We start from the raw sequence: 18,510 nt of genomic DNA, 5'->3' as shown, positions 1-18,510 counted from the left end.
TTTAGCGTATAAATATTTAAAAGAAGTAAAAATGAATTGGAATACTTAAAAATAACTAAATTAAATAATTAAAATAAATAATTATATTTAGAGATTAAACTACTCCATATAGATGGCAACCTTGTGTGGCATTGCGAATCTCTTTTTATTTGCTTTATCTTCGCCGTTTATAATGATTTCGCATCCAAATTCTTTTTCAAGGAATTCCTTTGCATCCTTTAATACTGCAACTTCATCGATGATTGGTTTTATTCCAATTTTCATTATTTCGTTTATGAGTTTTGGAATCTCCTTTCCATACTTTCTAAACTCTGGATTTTTCATTATGATAGGCATCATCTGTTTTACATTTTTATCTCTGTTTTCATTCATAATTTTTAAAATCTCATACTTCCAATCGTCCGATGTGTATAGGTATATTTTTTCTGGTTTTATTTTTGCAACTTCCATAATGTTCCTTATGTCTTCCATTGTGGATTTTATGAACTCCTCTCCTAAGTCAAGGGATTCATCGATATATTTTTCATCAGCCACTGGGAATGATTCCTTTGATACATATCCATCTTTACCAAGGAGCTCCCATATCTCTTCACATAAATGGGGTGTCATAGGTGCAAGTATCTTTGTCCATATTTCGATTACTTCCCTTAATATGTTCTTGTTATCTCCGCCTCTTCTCTTATACCATCTTAAATCATTCATAAGACCATAGAACAATATTCCCACTTTTCTAAGGTGGAATGTATCATAAGATTCATCTGCTATCTTTATGGCATTATGAGCTCTATGCAATAACCATTTATCAATTGTCGATAATTCATCCAATTCATTTAAATTATTGTCAATATCCTTTACATCCATTGCTAATTCATAGAATTTAATTAAATTATCCCTAGCTTTTTCCATCTCTTTAAACTTAACATCAGCATCCTGTGGGAGCTCGGCACAGGTGGTGATATAGAATCTTCCAACATCAGGACCATATTTTTCAGCAACTTCCATTACTGGAAGAACAGGACCTTTTGATTTTGAAAGTTTTTTGCCCTCTATTGTCACATATCCATTTACAACGATACCCCTTGGCCAAAATTCCTCATCAAACAATGCCACATGGTTAAATATCATAAATGTTAAGTGGTTAGGCACAAGGTCTTTTGCCGAACATCTCCAATCCAACGGATAGTAGTATAAAAATTCTTTTCTCATTTCCTCTATGAGCTCGACATCTATATTTGTGTTTTTTGAAACTTCCGTTATATCCCCTTTTCCAAAGAATACATAGTCAAATAATTCTGGAAGAAGCTGTTCAGGTTTTATATTGTTTGTGTTTATTGTCTTTGCTATTGTGTAGTATGCCATATATATGGTACTGTCTGAAAGACTTTCAATCATCCAATTTTTATCAAATGGAAACCTTGTTCCTAATCCTTTTTTCCTTGCACATGCCTTGTCCTTCATCCAGTCAATTTTATTGTGGAAATCCACTCTTACGGATTCAGGGATGAAGTTCATTTTATCTACGCATTCATGTGCCTTTTTCTTCCATTCCTCATCTGAGTATGTAATAAACCATTGCCCTTTAACTGTTTTTACAACACATTTTGTTCCACATCTACAAACTACATCAGGTTCTGAGAATTCATAAAGAATTTCCGCTATGCCTTTGTTAATTAAATCCTTTGTAAGTTTATCTTTTATATCCCTTACAGCGATGCCTTCATACTCTCCGCAGTTTTCATTTAATATACCTTTGTGGAATTCATCCTTGTAGATTTTATTTGTAGCCTTTTCTAAATTCTCCTCATCCTTTTGGTCTTTTATTCTCATTTTTTCTACAATTTCCTTTGCAGGGAATTTTCCATATCCATCTATTTTTATAAGTGATATTAATTCATCGTCATTTAATTCCTTGCCGATGCTGTTGTAGTAATCCCTTAAAGCAACATAATCATAAGGAGCATGTGCTGGAACACTCATTACACACCCTGTTCCAATCTCTGTTTCAACAAAGGTTGCAGGATATAGTGGCACTTCCTTGTTTGTAATAGGATTTATTACAGTTTTTCCAACTAATTCACTTCCTTTTATTTCCTTTATTAATTCTACTTTTTTATCTTGATTTTTAAGCTTCTCGGAAGCTTCTTTACTGACAATCCATATACCATTGTATTTTAGCGTTATATCCTCGCTGTCGCTGTTTTGAATCTCATCGTAAACTTTTATTATATAATATGTTTCATTTGGGTTAATCCAAGCATTTACTACACCAAATATTGTTTCAGGTCTAAGCGTAGCCATAGGCATGATGCATTCTATTTCTTTTTCTTCGTTTTCATCATCTAATTTTAGTTTTAATTTTGTTTTGAATTTCAAGAGCACATACTCAATAAGTGTTGCTTCTTCCCCCCTTAGTAAGTCGTGGTCTTCCACAGGGTTATCACATCTTGGGCAGTATCTCACAGGGTGAGAGCCTTTTTTAATGTATCCTTTTTCCTTTAACTTTAAAAACTGCCATTCTATGAACTTTTTAAATGTTTCATCATCAGTTTTAAAGTTTCTTCTCCAATCTAATGAGAATCCCATTTTTTTAAAGGCTTCAGTAGCTCTTTTTGAGAAATATTCTACAATATTTTCTGGCGTATTTAATGTTAATAGGTCATCCATCGGTATATTGTGTAATGTATTGTATGCCCAAATTGTGTGCTCATCCTGTTTTTTTATGAGCTCCGCTAATCCCAATATAGGTGTTCCACTTACATGGTATCCAAAAGTCCATAGAACATTTTTATTTTTCATTCTATGGTATCTTGCAATTGTTTCAGGTATTGTAAAAGTCCTTAAATGCCCAGCATGTAGAACTCCGTTTAAGTATGGAAATGCCGCAGTTATGTAAAATTTATTTTCGTTTTTATTTGGTTCTTCTGGATTTCCAGCATCCGCTTCAAATATTTTATCTTCTTCCCATCTTTTTTGCCATTTTTCCGCAATTTTAACAAAATCAACTGACATGTTTATACCTCTCATTCTTTTTTCTTTCCTTTTTTCTTCCTTTTTATTAAAATAATGATTATAATAAATGTTATAATAAAATACCATAATAAATATACATATTGTAAAATAGTTGTTTATGTTATGATGCATAATATATTATAAGGTATATTTATAAATAATTTAAATAATATTTTATTTATATTTTCATTTAGTATTTCATTTTTATGTATTTTATGTATTTTTACAGTTTGGAGAAATACATTATTAATCTATATTAATCAACATAGGTGAAACAGTGGAAAATTTCTCAGAATGGTATGGAAATATACTTGAAAGAGCGGAAATATACGATTTAAGATATCCAATAAAAGGATGCGGTGTTTATCTACCTTATGGATTTAAAATAAGAAGATACGCATTTGAAATAATAAGAAACATGCTCGATGAAACAGAGCACGACGAAGCACTATTTCCAATGCTTATTCCAGAAGACCTTCTTGCAAAGGAAGGGGAGCATATAAAAGGATTTGAAGATGAAGTTTATTGGGTGACACATGGTGGAACAACGCCCCTTGATGTTAAACTTGCTTTAAGACCTACTTCTGAAACATCAATATACTATATGATGAAGTTGTGGATGAAAGTGCATACAGACCTTCCAATAAAGGTTTATCAGATAGTGAATACATTTAGATACGAAACAAAGCACACAAGACCTCTTATCAGATTAAGAGAAATCATGACATTTAAGGAAGCACATACTGCCCATGCTACAAAGGAAGATGCTGAAAATCAGGTAAAGGAAGCAATAAGCATATATAAAAATTTCTTTGATGAGCTCGGCATTCCAACAATCATATCAAAAAGACCAGAATGGGATAAATTCCCAGGTGCAGAATACACTATGGCATTTGATACCATATTCCCAGATGGAAAAACTATGCAAATAGGAACAGTCCATAATTTATGGCAGAATTTTGCAAAAACCTTTGAATTGGAATTTGAAACAGCAGACGGTGGAAAGGACTATGCCTATCAAACATGCTACGGTATATCCGATAGAGTCATAGCCTCCATTATAGCACTTCATGGAGATGAAAAAGGGCTCATACTTCCGCCAAATGTTGCACCGATTCAAATAGTAATTGTTCCACTATTGTTTAAAGGAAAAGAAGAAATTGCAATGAACAAGGCAAAAGAAATTTATAAAATATTAAAAGAAAAAGGATTCAGGGTAAAACTTGACGATAGGGACATAAGACCGGGTAGGAAGTTCAATGACTGGGAATTAAGGGGAGTTCCACTTAGAATTGAATTGGGTCCAAGGGATATAGAAAATAAAAAGATTACTTTATATAGAAGAGACTCTGGGGAAAAGTTCCAAATAGATGAAGACGATTTACTAAATGAAATAAACAACATAATGAACTCCATAATGGAAACAATTAAAGAAAAAGCATGTGAAAGAGTAAATTCATTCATCACCATAATTGAAGATGATGGCGGAGCTCTCATAGACAAGGTAAAAGAAACACTTGCAGATAAAAAAGGAGTGGTCCTAATACCTTATGATGAAAGCATATACAACGAAGAGTTTGAAGATTTAATAGACGCTTCTGTTCTTGGAACTACTGAATACGACGGAAAAGAGTATATTGCAGTTGCAAGAACATATTAATTAATTCTATTATATGCTACCTATCATTTTTTTTATTTTATTTTTTTATTTTTTAACAATATTGGGGGAGAATATGAAAAAAATCAATTTTGGAAATCTTGGGGCTTTTATAAATATATTATCCTATGCTTTTGGCGGAATTTTATCGATTATCGGGTGTTCTATGATTTTAATCACTTTAAAAAAGTTATCAAAAGAATACAACGATGAATCTATTTTTAAAAATTATCTATATGCTTATATTTTGTTTGTAAGCGGTATTGTTCTTAGTTTATTTGTGTTTGGGTCATCCGCTATGAAATATTTATCAAATCCGCAATTATTAACCATTGATACTGCGGTTTATTTGTTAATCTTTGGTGTAATAATATATTTGTCTATTGTAGTAGGAGCTCACTTTATAAAGAAAGCATACACAAATTTATCGAAATATGTAAATATGGATGTATTTAATAAAATTGGTAAGTTGTATTTTTGCGGAGCTCTGTTATCTATTGTTGGTATTGGTATAATAATGGTTTTTATAGCTCAGTTTTTGGAAGTTAAGGCATATTCTGATATTTCTGATAAGGTTAAATAATTTATAAAATAGAAATTAACAAATAGGCATGAAAAATAAACATTTTATAAATGTAGAGGGGTTAAAATATGGAATTTGAAAATAAAATATTTGATAAAATGGATAAAATTTTAGAAAGAAAAAAGCAAATAATTTTATATGGAGTTCCAGGGGTTGGAAAGACATATTTAGCGAAGAAATTTATTGAAAATCAAATAAATCATAGTAAAATAATTACATTTCATCAGACATTCGCCTACGAAGAGTTTATTGAAGGATTAAAACCAAAAACTGAAATGGAAAATATTATTTATGAAGTTGAAGATGGAATATTTAAAAAAATGTGTATTTTGGCAATTTGGGAAGCTTTGAAGAACAAATACAATAAAATACAGACAACTTTAACATACTTTTTAAATGATACTAAATTAAGTGAGGAGTTAAACTTTCTTATTTGTTTATTTAAAGATTATTTAGAAACGGAGAAAGGTAAAGAACTAATTAAGGAGTATGAAAATACTAAAAAAGAGTTTAGTAAAATATTAAATAGAGTTAAAAATGATGAAAAAATAGATGGTGAATATTTAGATAGTTTAAATTTTTGGCATTTAGATTGGCATTGGTGGTTTGCAGAAGAAGACCGCATTAATGAGTTACTAAGGTTAGCATTAACTGAAAATAACAATAAGAAATTATTTTCTTCATTTTTAAAATATTTTGAATACATTGAGCCAGCAACTGAATTTTTATGTAAGATATATCCTGACAAATTTATATTAATTGATGAAAATGTTGTAGACTTCGCTTATAACTTTTTAGATATTGAGTTTGAATATTCTGATGACATGAAATGGGGGGATTATAAACGAGTGTTGGATAAATTTGCAGAATTTAAATATTTACTTGAACAAAGATTTAATAAAAAATTGGATTACTTATTTGTTGTATATTTTATAAAAAATAATCACTTCTTTCCATTAATGAATATTTTTAAGGAAAAATATCCGCCTGAAAGCGTATTTAATACTGTAAGAGGCATATCATTTAAAATTAAGGATTATTTAGAAGAAGACGAGTATAGTAATGAAAAAATAATTTTAGAAAAAAACCATAACAAAATAATTACTATCGACATTATCACACTAAGAGACATTTGGCTAGATAGATACAACATCAATAGACCATCAGACATTAGAGCATCAAACCGTTCCTATATTTATCCCATACTTGAAGAATTAAAGAAAATTGAAATTGAATATTTAGATAAATACTCATTAGAACATCAAAATTCAATAAAAATAGGAAATATTAAATTTGACAATATTAATGACTATGAACAAATAAAACAAAAAGTAATAAACGCAATCAAAAACAAAGAACTAACAAAAGACGATTTCCAAGATGCACCAAAATATTACCTAATAATAGACGAAATAAACAGAGGGAACATATCAAACATTTTAGGGGAATTGATAACACTTTTAGAAAAGGATAAACGATTAGGGGGAGAAGATGGTGGAATGATAGTAGAATTACCTTATTCAAAAGAACCTTTTGCAGTGCCACCAAATTTATATATAATCGGAACAATGAACACCGCGGATAAAAGCATTGCCTTATTAGATACAGCATTAAGGCGAAGATTTGGATTTCTAGAAATAGAGCCAATCTATGATTTAATAACAAAGGATAGTTTAATTAAGATATGGAAAAATAAATGCGACGATGAGGAATTTAATAACACTAAAAAAGACATTGAAAAAATGTTCAAAAGATTAGGAAATGATGAATTCCTTAAAAAACTATTGGAGACAATAAACACTAAAATAACACTTTTAAAAGATAGAGACCACAGAATAGGGCATTCATACTTTTTAAATGTTAAAGATATAGATGATTTAAGATTTGTTTGGTATAACGAAATAATACCTTTATTAATGGAATACTTTTACAACGATTGGGAATGCTTAAAGGAGATTTTAAAGGGCTTTATCGATGATAAAAAACCAAATATAAAAATAAATTACGATTTAATTGATGATGATTTAAAATTATATGAAATTAAAGAATATGAAGGGAAGGAATTTATAAAAGCATTAAATTCAGTAATTACATAAGGGGAGTAAAATGAAAAATAAAACTATTACTTTTTTTGAGCATGAAAGGAAAACATTTGGGGAGTTGAAACACTGCGGAATGTCTAAAAAAGACATCCTAAAACTTATAAAACTAAACAGAAAATTAAAAATTTTTAAAGATGGGCATAAAACAATAAAAGCAAAACAATTTGTAGGAGCTCTGAAAATAAACAACACAACAATTCAAATTCTACCTAAAATTTACAAAAACGAAAGAAACGAAGAACAAAAACAAAAAGAAGCACTTACCAACCTTTTATATATGCTTTCATACACAAAGAAATTGAAAATTAAGGAAAATTTTGCAAATTTATCAAAGAACAATGATTTATTTGAAATTTATATATACCTTTTTGCTAAAAATTTATTAAAGGAGATTGAAAACGGAATTTACAAAAACTACAACAAAAAAGAGGAAAATTTAACATATTTAAAAGGAAAACTACACACCACAAAGCAAATAAAACATAATTATATAAATAAACATAAATTATACTGCAAATATGCGGAATTTTCAGAAAATAATTTAATAAATAAAATTTTTAAATACGCCGTAGAGCTCCTAAAAAACATAACAAACAATCCAAAAAATAAGAAGCTTTTAAGTGATTTAAGCTTTGTTTTAAGTGATATTGATTATAAAACCATTACTATTAACGATTTTAAAAAAGTAAAATTCAACAGAATGAACGAGAGGTTTAAGCCATACATAGAAATGGCAAAAATGTTTATTTTAAATGAATCAACAAATTTAAATTCAAAGGATTTGAAAACCTTTTCCTTAATTTTTAACATGGATTATTTATTTGAAGAATTTGTCGGAACTATTTTAAAAAAACATTATGATGAAATTTTTAATAATGAATGTGTAATACACTTACAACATAGTGAGCTCTACCTATTGACCGATGAAAACAATAATAACACTTTTAGATTAAAGCCCGATATTGTAGTTTATAGCTCCAATAACACCAACAAGCCATTTTTAATAATTGATACAAAATATAAAAATCTCATTGACGATAAAACTAAAAATTACAATATAAATCAAAGCGACGCCTACCAAATGTTTGCCTATTTAAAAAAATACGACTGTAAAAAGGGAGTATTACTATATCCAAAATACGAAAAAGAATTTAATAAAGAATACGCCTTTAATGAGGAAGAACATTTATTTATAAGAACCATAAATTTAAAACACAACGGGCAAAATCAAAAGGAATATGTTGAAAATGTAAATATTGACTTGAAGAAAATATTTACGGGGCTCTGATATTAATTGCAGTATAATATAGAAAGGTCTTTTAATAAATCCATGAATCACTAAGTTGTTTGATTGTTGTTGTTGGCTGTCTTATTCTTTATACTAATGTCAATAATATTCTCAATAGCTTCTTCGTCGAGCTCCTCTATATTTATATTTTGGACGCCTAACAATTTTTTCATATATATTGACACATACTCTTTATTTATTTCGTCTTTTGAATTTTTTGCATACTCTATTAGCTTTTTAGCGACTTTTTTAACCAGCTTCCTGTTTGTTTTTATACTCTGGCAGGATAATATAACATCGACGGTTTTTTTAAATAAAAACCACGGGTAGTTATTATTAATTTTTTCCAGTATTTTCACGATATACACAGCATCATCTAATCGACATACTGCCATTTCGTTTTTAAATACGTATTCAATAAATCCCAATATCTCTATCATCACATTTGTAGAAATGTTTTCAGACATAATGAATAATATTTTTTCAAAATTTGACGGGTTATTTTTAAAGTATTCTATTAGATTATTTTTCATCCAATAACTATTACTTAGCGATAGTTCTTCGAGAAGAATTAAAGCTTTTTTTGACAAAAGATGGTATCCCTTACGTAAATATAAACTCAATAACGTTGGGAATGTATTTTTATGACATGATAATTTTTTTAGGAGCTCATCATTAGTATATATACTTTCAAGTAATATATCTACAATTCTTATTTTTAAAATTACACAATCTTTATTGTTTAACATATACATAAATGATTCTATAATATCCTCAATACTATCGTTTTTAAATACATTGGAAAGTCCATCTATCAGCGTATTTGACAACTTCGCATATATCTCTTTCCAATCTCTATATTTTAAATCTTTTATATTCAATACATTAGAATGTATAAGATTTTCCTTTAAATACTCCATTAATTCAGATGTTTCTTCAATTATCTTATTACTTTCAGGCTCGTTTCCCATATTCTTCAAAATCTCTATTATAACATCCACATTAATTTTACAATCTTCATAAATTATTATTTCTTTAAGTTTATCTAGCAAGTCATGACTTATTAGATAGCCTTCATTAACATATATTAACAATTCCTCTAATTTTTTCATTCTAATCGTTGATATATGCTCGTTAATATTTTGAAATTCAGACTTCTCTAAATCATGGGGGAGCTCCGGGTATTTCTGTTCAAGGTTGTGTAGTATTCTTTCAGCAGCTTCTGATTTCCCCCTTAATAAGACAAGTTCTGGTATTATATACATTAATTCTTCATCGGTTATATTTACAAACCTAAGTAAAACCGATTCAATAGTGTCGTATTCTTCATGTTCGATATTATGTTTTAATATAGATTTAATAAACATGACTATGGGTTTTCTCTGATTAAGCATTTTCCAGGCGTTTTCAAGTAAGTTAATTCTTTTATAGATGGATAATTTATGGTAATTCTTAAACAACCTAATTAAGTCCCATAATTCGTTTGATTCATCCAATTTTATAATTTTTAGTGATGTAATACACATGTGTCTAACATAGGGGTTTTCATCTGTAATGTATTTTGTAACTATTACAGATATGAATTTTTGAAGGAGTAATTTATCTTTGACAATTATATCGGGAAACTTTTTTATTAATGTGTAATAGAATAAGGCATATTCAAATCTATTGCCGCAATGCCAATCATAACATGAATCAATAGATTTTGATATGATGTCTTTTGGCAGGGGGATTCCCATCTCAGTTATAAGCCTTAAAATCCATATTCCAGTTCCTCTTACAATGTAATTGTCATCGTCCAATAGTTGATATATTATATCAATCATTTTATTGGCATGATGGGGTTTTACATATATGAGATTTCCCAAATATTTTCCAGCATAATATCTATCTAACCAACCTCCCAACCATACCTTTCTTTTTACAGAAACTATTATGGAATTGATTAGACTAATATATTTATTATAGGTTAATAAATTAAATTCCTCAAGGAAATCATCTCTAAAGTGTGGAGAACACTTTGCTGAAAAATATTCATGTTTATTTAATTCACACGCAACATATAATCCGTTATAATAGCATAAATGACATTCCTTCATTATATTATTTAAGCCAACTTTTTCTATGATTTTAGATACCTCATCTACATATTTTTTATTTCTTAACAGCATGGATAGCATTTCAAGAGTAAATCCTTTTGTGAGATATTCTCCGTTATTAAAATTAAACAAAACTTCTCTAAAAAATATCGAACAATACTCCTTTTTAATATTTATTTTATCATAAAGCATTAATTTTGTAAATAAGAACATGGTAGAAACTCTAATCATCCAATTGTTATTTTTAATAAAATCTATTAATTTATCCAATAAATACTCACTTAACTCGCTGTTATTTTCTAATACATTAAATAATGCTTCACTATGGGCATATAATGTAATACTGCATAGTGATTTTATAAGTAAATCTTCATGGTCCGATAATAACGCCAATATATTCAAAATAGATTCTCTGCACAAGTCTTTTTTAAAATATAAATATACTACATATTCTTGAATTTTTTTTCTATCACTTGGTAAAGGAGTGGTGGAACCATCTATTTTGGCATTATGTATGTATATATTTAATATTAAAGAAAAGAATTCCAGCATATACTCTTTATCAAACATGTTAAATTCATTAAGGATTTCAAGGGCTATACCTTGCACCATCTTGTTTTCATGATGGGTGGATATATATACAATCTCTGGAAGGATATTTTCCACATATTTAGGCGTAATTGTGGAAATTAATCCAATGGAGATTAAGGCATACATCATTTCATAAGGATTTGACGAATACAATTTTTTCGATAGCTGTGCGACATGCATGCTTAATATTTTTGTGTTTATGGAATGTATGTATTCCTTCGCAAATTTAGATACTATGTCGCAAGATGAATTGGCCATGTAATAAAGTAAAATAAATATTTTCTCGTCAATAATGTTATTGTTCAAAAGCTCACGTATGGATTTTATTAAATTTGTTCGTATAACTAAGTTTTTTTCCTGAGCAAGTTTTAAGATATATCCCTCTATTTTTTTGATTTCACGAGCATCATGGACATTACCCAATATTAAAGCTATCTCATTTTTTTCTTTCCAATCTAATTCATCATATTTGAGTAACTTTGAAAGTTCAGCGCGTGTTATTTTTTCAGACATAGTACGTCACATTCTTAGAATTATTTAATTGGCTACATATTTATTTAATATATATAATAGAGAGGTTGCCAAATATTAATTATTTGTAATTCACATATACTATGACATGGGAATCAAAAAAGAAAAAAGATAATATAGCGTAATTCCTATCATAAATTAAATATTTACTTAATTTAATCGACTTCATCTAAAACACTTTAATGTCGTAAGCAGTTGTGAAGAGTATTAGATGAAAACCAAAGGTTTTCGTCGAAATTCACAAAAACATTTGATTTTTGTCAAGCAACGAAATGTGAAACATTTCGTCAGTTATCACGTCCATCTAATTTTTTATGATAATCTATAATCACAATTATATATTTATCTGTTTGATGAGAACCAAGGTTTGCTTTAATTTGTTTTATTTTTATTATTTTAGTTTTTTCTTCTTTTATTTTTCATCCTTAATAATCATAGTTCCAATACCTTCTTCGGTAAATACCTCTAAAAGCACAGAATGTGGTATTTTTCCATTTATGATATGAACGCTTTCAACTCCTTTATTTAGTGCATTAATGCATGCTTCGATTTTTGGTATCATACCACCTGTAATTATTCCTTTTTCTATCATTTCCTCAACTTCTGAAATTGTAAGTTTTTTATACAGTGTGGAAGGGTCGTTTATATCCTCCATAACACCATCAACATCGGTAATCATTATTAACTTTTTTGCATCAATTGCTCCAGCTATATCTCCTGCTGCAATATCTGCATTTAAATTAAATGCATTTCCGTAATTGTCGATACCTATTGGAGATATTACTGGAATATATCTTTTTTCAAGTAATATATCAATTAATTCAGTGTTTATTTCTTCCACTTCTCCAACTCTACCCAAATCAACTTCTATTTTTTCATCCTCTTTTACCACATACTGAATTTTTTTCCTCGCTTTAATTAAGTGCCCAGATTTTCCAGAAAGACCTACCGCCTTTCCCCCATATTTTCCAAGTTTTGATACGATATCGCCGTTTATTTTCCCGACTAATACCATCTTAACAATATCGAGGGTTTCCTCATCAGTCACTCTCAAACCATGAATAAATTCTGGTTCCTTTCCCATCTTTTCCATCGCTTTGTTTATTTCAGGACCTCCGCCATGGACTACAACAGGGTTCAAACCAACAAATCTCAAAAGAACTACATCCTTTGCTATCCAATTTTTAGCATCTTCATTCACCATAGCATGACCGCCATATTTAATTACAACTTTTTGGTCTTGAAATTTACATATATAGGGTAGAGCTTCAATCAATACTTCTGCTTTCAATGTTCTGTTCATTTTCATATTTTCACCATGACTTTCCTTAAATTTATATATTAAGAATACATAACTATAAGAAAATATAATAACATTTCTTTTAAATTAACTATACTTTTAAATTAACTATAATTTGTAATATATTATAACCATAATGTTTAAATATTATTTTTTATATGGTTATTTTATTTAAAATAAGGTTAAACTATAAATCAGATGAAATCATAAATGGTTTCATTACTCACCAACAAGTTGGTGAAAGGTTAAAACACTAATATTGGAGATTAATATTATTGAGGTGTAATTATGGAAGACGAAAGAATATATACAATACCATTGAGAGACATTACAAATAAATCAAAAGCAACAAAGAGAGCTCCGAGAGCTATAAGAAAAGTTAGAGAGTTCTTAAAAAGACATACAAAGTCAGAAGTTGTAAAATTAGACAACTCCATCAACGAAAAAATATGGGAAAGAAGTTTAAACAAAATCCCTGCAAGAATCAGAGTTAAAGTTGTTAAAGAAGAAGGCGTGGCAAAAGCTACATTAGTGGAATAATTAAAATTAAATCTTAATTATTTCATTATAAAAAATTTTAATTTTAGGTTATATTATATATTTTGTGATATTTATGATAATAAAAGAATACTTTTCTGGAATATCTACGATTGGAGTTCTTTCTCTTGCAACAGAAAAGTTTGGATTGTTTCCTCATTTTATCGAGGAGAAATCCTTAGACAGATGTAGTAATGTATTGGATATTCCAGTTAAAAATCTAAACATTGGAAATAGTTCTTTAATCGGTTCGCTATGTGTAGCAAACTCAAATGGTCTTATTCTTCCACCATTCACGTTGGATAAAGAACGAGAATTAATCATCGAATTTTTAAAGGAAAACGACATAGAAATTATAGTTAAAAAATTAAGCGCCAAAAACACAGCATTTGGAAATTTAATATTGGCCAACGATAAAGGCTGTATAATTTCCAGAGAACTAAAAAAATTTAGAAATACTATTGAGGATATCCTCGATGTTGAGAGCGTAGTTAGCGATATTGCAGGGCTTTCCACAGTAGGTTCAAATGGTGTTGCCACAAATAAAGGCTGTTTAGTTCATCCAAATACAACAGATGATGAAATCGAACTAATAAAAGATGTCTTGAAAATAGACTGCATAGAGAGAGGAACTGCAAACAAAGGTATCACATCAGTAGGTGCCTGCATTATAGCAAACTCAAAAGGTGCTGTTATAGGTGGAGATACCACGGGACCTGAGATGTTAAAAATAGAGGAAGGTCTTGATTTAATAGATTAAATAGGAGAGAAGAAATAATATACATAACATTCAAGAAGGTGATAAAATGGCAAAAATATTCAGAATAACAGGAAGAGTATTGGGAAAAGAAGAACCAATGGTATTCACAAAAGAATGCAAAGCTTTAAAAGAAGAGGATGCTTTGGAATTTATATATTCTGACATTGGAAGCAAACACCATGTAAAAAGAACCATGGTAAAAATTGAAGAAATTAAAGAAATATCTGAGGATGAAATCACAGACCCTATTTTACAGAAAATAGTTAGCATGTAAAAATATTTTATATCTAACTTTAATTTATCCTTATTCTATTCTTAGTTTTTAAATGCATATACCCTGTAAAATATGGTTATATATGCTATATTCTTTTTTAATTTTTAATTTTTAGAATATTAACATTATGAGACTTATTAATAAAATTTTTATAATAATAGATATAGTATAATTAATCATGGCTAATTTTAGACCAAATCTACCAAATAATGCCACATAAGTCCCTATGGAGTGTTTTAAATATATCATAGTTACTCCAATTATATTTCCAATTAACAGCGTTAATAATGCTTGTTTTTCATTTAGCACCCCATTTTTTATCAAAATATCCACAGTGGCATATCCTGCGGAGAAATGGGCAAAATTTGCAACTAAAACCATTACCGCTTCTTCCCGGTAAATTCAATATGCCAAATATTGGTGTAAATATCTCTTTTATAATATCCGTTAAACCAAATGTCATCAGGCAGTATATTAGTAATGTAAAAATTACGATAAACCGCCGAGAAAGCCAACGATTTTAATCGTTATACAAAACAAGGTTTTGTAAAATCTCTTACGAGATTGGATGAGAGGCGGACATTATAATTAGTTAGTAGTAAAATATAAATATGAGAAGATTAATAGTAAGTAACGCTACCAGTCCAAGTTCTAATGGGTAGGGTTAGTGAAAACTCTACCGCTGGTGGTGGTTGAAAGTGCATAGCGTAGCCCTGAACCCATTAATGGGTAGGGGTAGTGGGTTTGGCCACCCATGTAGGGTTAAACCCTACTAATGAACCCCACGATTTTAATCGTGGGAGTAGGTCAGAATCATAGGAATTACTTTTTTTAGGAGCTCTACAGATTTTCCAACACCTTTTGTAATAACTGCCCTATTGAATATAATTTTTTCATTGTTGTTGTTAGTATCGATGTTTAAAGGTTTTCTTTCAAAAGCGATATTCGAATATATAATTCCAATTGAAGCCATTAAAAATCCAGAAAACATATTAAAAAGCACATATATTGTCCCTAATTTATACCCAAGAAGGACAATGGCAAGTGGTAGTTGCACCCTAAATATGCTCTCCCCTAAAATTATTGGTAATGGACTTATTATTGTTGCAGCTATGGTTTCTTTACTGTTTATTTTACTCTCTTTGTAGAATTTGGCAAGCATGGATTTTCCAACTGTTGGATTTATGAAATTCCCCAATAGTGCCACTACACACTCCTCAGGTAAATTTGAGACTAAACATAATGGTTTTGTTATTTTTTTAATTATGGACAATAGATTTGTTTCCTCAATGATTCCTGCAATAATAATCCCAATTGATGATAAGACAATTATTTGGGTTAAATAAGATAATATATCCAATGGTATCGCCCTTATGCCTTTTAATAAATATAAATAAACCATAATATAATAAAAAAATAAATAAAATAAATATAAATATTAATTTCTCATTTTTTTAATCCTTTCCTTGACTGCCTGCCCAATCTGCATTATTTCCTCATTTTCCAGTGGATTTGGAATTACGCCAGTGTCATTGTTGTATATCTTCTTAGCGAGCTCTCTATATATTGTAGAAATTTCACTATCAGGGGCATATTCAATTACAGTTTTTCCTTCAATCTCACCCTCAGCAATCAGCATGGAATTTGGAATTTTGCCTGAATCTCAGTTCCGATTTTATTGGCCATCTCTTCAACTAAATCATAGGCATCTAATGAGCCCCTAACATTGTAAATTAATCCTCCTAATCTACTCCCTCCTTTTTTGGCAAATTCTTTCATACCTCTGCATATATTATTTGCCGCATACATTGCCATGTAGTCAGAGGAAGTTACAACATAAATTTGCTTAGCCAATCCCATTCTTAAAGGCATGGCAAATCCTCCACAAACAACATCCCCAAGAACATCATAAAGGACTATATCCACGCCTAATTCCTCATATATATCCATTTTCTTTAACAAATCTATTGCTACAATTACTCCTCTTCCAGCACATCCATATCCTGGCTTTGGCCCTCCTGCTTCAATGCAGTATATGCCATTATATCCCTCATGAATAATTTCGTCCATTTCAATCTTTTTTCCCTCTATTGCATCCTCTAAACTGAGTTTTTCCATTCCTTTTTCTCTAAGTGTATCCAATATCGTAGGTATCTCTTCCCCACCTCTTAAATTTGAAGTGCAGTCATGTTTTGGGTCACATCCTATTACCATTACCTTTTTTCCTTCATCAGCAAGTGCCGCCGCTATATTACATACAGTTGTAGATTTTCCAATTCCTCCCTTTCCATAAAATGCTATTTGTTTCATAGTATCACCGTATTATTGCTATTATATAATCATAAATATAGTTCATTGGATGTAGTAATTAGTCCTTGCATTCACAATACCAGCATGTTTGGAATATATCGACAATATCTGCCCAGTAGTTTGATAAACTTGGATTTTTCATTGAATAATCCATATTTCCCAATAGCAAGTGTGATTTTGGTTCTTTGGAGACGATTTTATAGGTCTCTCTTGCTATATTTACAGAATTGCTGAATCCCATTTTTGATATTTGTATCATCCGTCTCATATCGAATAATTTTATCCCATTTCTTAAATATTCAAACATGTTATTTTCCATTCCACCTACACACAATTCAATACCGTGCTCCTTCATTGCCTTTATTTCTTCCTCAGTAGTTGGATTTATCAATACTTCTGGGGCATATCCCTGATGATTTTCAATAAATCTTGTCATTGAATTGGATATATGCTTAACAGCATCATCTTTCATCATTAAATTCATTCTTCTAGTTTTTAATATTAAAACAGGGCATTCCATCCCTACATCTTCAATTAATGTTTGCATTGCCCCTCCATGAACTGAAAATCCACTTGCTATTTTTTTACCTTTTAATTCATTCCTATATTTTTCAAGTTTTTCATCAGCTTCCTTTTTTCTTTTTTCAATTATATCCGTATCTAAGTCCAAAACTTCTGCAATAGCATACAAATACTTGGCAAATCCATTTAAAGTCGTTAATGAATCCTCTATTTTTAATCTTGGTGGCATAAGGTATTTCATTCCAAATTTCTTCTCCGCATACAAAACCCAATCTGCTGGAAAATCTACCAAATTGAGCTCAGCTCTTGTGATGTTTTTTATATCTTCAACAGTATTGTCATTGAAATAAACTCCATTAACATGAGCTCCCATTTCTTCTAAAATATCTACAAATTCATCAACTGAGTCTGTTCTATGGTATGAAAGTTTGCAAATATTTAAACTCTTTTCAATTTTTCCTGTTCTTCCATTACCTGAGTAGCTAATGAATATAATGCACTCTGCATACCAACGGGAGCTCTCTTTGCATTCCCTGTGTCGTATATAATCTTTGCATCTATCATATCCCTGACTTCATCCAATGTAATATCGTAATCCTCTCCAATTAAATCTGGAGCACATGTCGATATAATTAATATGAGCTCTGGATGGTATTTTTTATTAACCTCCAAAACCTTTTCTACCAATTTCTCATGACCGCCATAAACGGTATCAACCTCTGTTAAATTTGTGCAAGGTAGATTGTAGGTTATCTCATAAGGTGCAAAGGTGTTTATCTTCCTTTGAAATGCACAGCCTACTGGTGAATGGAGTATTGGGATACACCCTTTTATTTGATTTGCAATCCTTAAAGCTCCACAAACCTTCCCAGGAACACCGCTTTGCCTATGAAGTGGAAGGTTTGAGCAAATTCTTATTTTTTGTTCTTTGTATTGCATATTGCCAC

11 protein-coding genes and 3 pseudogenes are annotated in these 18,510 nt (G+C 29.9%); 7 read left to right on the top strand and 7 right to left on the bottom strand.

The window, feature by feature from the left end:
* Window positions 1-99: 99 nt before the first annotated feature.
* The gene (leuS, locus tag Mjas_RS08045; RefSeq protein WP_421077640.1) at window positions 100-3,009 is read right to left on the bottom strand and encodes a leucine--tRNA ligase; all 2,910 of its coding nucleotides are present in this window, start codon (window positions 3,007-3,009) and stop codon (window positions 100-102) included.
* 277 nt (window positions 3,010-3,286) lie between these two features.
* Here leuS and proS point away from each other — a divergent pair, with 277 nt between their 5' ends.
* From proS to Mjas_RS08025, 4 genes are all read left to right on the top strand, one after another.
* A complete protein-coding gene (gene proS / locus Mjas_RS08040; protein ID WP_421077639.1) occupies window positions 3,287-4,669 on the top strand; it encodes a proline--tRNA ligase in 1,383 nt (460 codons plus the stop codon).
* Between the two features lie 73 nt (window positions 4,670-4,742).
* Window positions 4,743-5,249 (top strand): DUF996 domain-containing protein, encoded by a 507-nt coding sequence (locus tag Mjas_RS08035; RefSeq protein ID WP_421077638.1) that lies wholly within the window; start codon window positions 4,743-4,745, stop codon window positions 5,247-5,249.
* 68 nt (window positions 5,250-5,317) lie between these two features.
* Window positions 5,318-7,345 (top strand): AAA family ATPase, encoded by a 2,028-nt coding sequence (locus Mjas_RS08030; protein ID WP_421077637.1) that lies wholly within the window; start codon window positions 5,318-5,320, stop codon window positions 7,343-7,345.
* Between the two features lie 10 nt (window positions 7,346-7,355).
* Complete coding sequence (locus Mjas_RS08025; protein ID WP_421077636.1) at window positions 7,356-8,639, top strand: McrC family protein; 1,284 nt, start codon at window positions 7,356-7,358, stop codon at window positions 8,637-8,639.
* Window positions 8,640-8,689: 50 nt separating this feature from the next.
* Here the strand turns inward: Mjas_RS08025 and Mjas_RS08020 are convergent, their stop codons facing one another.
* Window positions 8,690-11,842: a hypothetical protein gene (locus tag Mjas_RS08020; protein ID WP_421077635.1), complete on the bottom strand. Its 3,153-nt coding sequence runs from the start codon at window positions 11,840-11,842 to the stop codon at window positions 8,690-8,692.
* A 430-nt stretch (window positions 11,843-12,272) separates the two neighbouring features.
* Entirely contained in the window at window positions 12,273-13,163 is an 891-nt protein-coding gene (gene argB / locus Mjas_RS08015) for an acetylglutamate kinase (RefSeq protein ID WP_421078611.1), read from the bottom strand.
* Between the two features lie 285 nt (window positions 13,164-13,448).
* On the opposite strand from argB, the gene Mjas_RS08010 reads away from it, so the two are divergent.
* The 3 genes from Mjas_RS08010 (at window position 13,449) to rpl18a (ending at window position 14,731) form a co-directional block, all read left to right on the top strand.
* Window positions 13,449-13,700 carry a 50S ribosomal protein L31e gene (locus Mjas_RS08010; protein ID WP_421077634.1) on the top strand — a complete coding sequence of 84 codons (252 nt, stop codon included), beginning with the start codon at window positions 13,449-13,451 and terminating at the stop codon, window positions 13,698-13,700.
* A 73-nt stretch (window positions 13,701-13,773) separates the two neighbouring features.
* Window positions 13,774-14,457, top strand: coding sequence for a translation initiation factor IF-6 (locus Mjas_RS08005; protein WP_421077633.1), 684 nt, complete (start codon window positions 13,774-13,776; stop codon window positions 14,455-14,457).
* Between the two features lie 46 nt (window positions 14,458-14,503).
* Window positions 14,504-14,731, top strand: a complete 228-nt coding sequence (gene rpl18a, locus Mjas_RS08000) for a 50S ribosomal protein L18Ae (RefSeq protein WP_421077632.1) — start codon at window positions 14,504-14,506, stop codon at window positions 14,729-14,731.
* 111 nt (window positions 14,732-14,842) lie between these two features.
* On the opposite strand, the pseudogene Mjas_RS07995 reads toward rpl18a, so the two are convergent.
* The 4 genes and pseudogenes from Mjas_RS07995 to Mjas_RS07980 form a co-directional block, all read right to left on the bottom strand.
* Window positions 14,843-15,227, bottom strand: a pseudogene (locus Mjas_RS07995) (nucleoside recognition domain-containing protein); the annotation flags it as partial.
* Between the two features lie 294 nt (window positions 15,228-15,521).
* Window positions 15,522-16,091 carry a hypothetical protein gene (locus tag Mjas_RS07990; protein WP_421077631.1) on the bottom strand — a complete coding sequence of 190 codons (570 nt, stop codon included), beginning with the start codon at window positions 16,089-16,091 and terminating at the stop codon, window positions 15,522-15,524.
* A 78-nt stretch (window positions 16,092-16,169) separates the two neighbouring features.
* A pseudogene (nifH, locus tag Mjas_RS07985) lies at window positions 16,170-17,041 on the bottom strand (nitrogenase iron protein).
* Between the two features lie 58 nt (window positions 17,042-17,099).
* Window positions 17,100-18,502, bottom strand: a pseudogene (locus tag Mjas_RS07980) (nitrogenase component 1).
* Between the last annotated feature and the right edge of the window lie 8 nt (window positions 18,503-18,510).

It is taken from the genome of Methanothermococcus jasoni (genome assembly GCF_049075655.1).
In the GTDB taxonomy this organism is placed as follows: domain Archaea; phylum AGJL01; class Methanococci; order Methanococcales; family Methanococcaceae; genus Methanofervidicoccus.
The sequence above is the reverse complement of the archived record's forward strand: the minus strand, read 5'-3'. Positions and strand labels throughout refer to the sequence as shown.